This is a genomic window from Achromobacter sp. SIMBA_011 (genome assembly GCF_046535435.1).
GTDB lineage: Bacteria > Pseudomonadota > Gammaproteobacteria > Burkholderiales > Burkholderiaceae_B > Achromobacter > Achromobacter dolens.
Map to the genome: position 1 here is coordinate 1 of NZ_JAWRWN010000477.1, position 271 is coordinate 271.

A 271-nucleotide genomic window follows, 5' to 3' on the forward strand; every position below is an offset into this window, starting at 1 on the left:
GAGCCGGGCTTGTCGCGCGACACGTGCACGCGCTCGGGCCGCACCGAGATGCCGACGGGCATCCCCAGCGGGCCGGTCACACCGTGGCTCACGTACATGCGCGCCTCGAGGTCGTCGCTCTCGACGAAGATGTGATCGGGCTCGTCCTCGACCACGCGTCCTTCGAACAGGTTCGTCGAGCCGATGAATTCGGCCGAGAAGCGGCTGTTCGGGTATTCGTACACTTCGCCGGGCGTGCCGATCTGCACGATCTTGCCTTCGCTCATCACCG

General features: G+C 66.1%; 1 pseudogene. It reads right to left on the bottom strand.

The window, feature by feature from the left end:
* Positions 1 to 271, bottom strand: a pseudogene (locus SB816_RS31780) (polyamine ABC transporter ATP-binding protein); the annotation flags it as partial.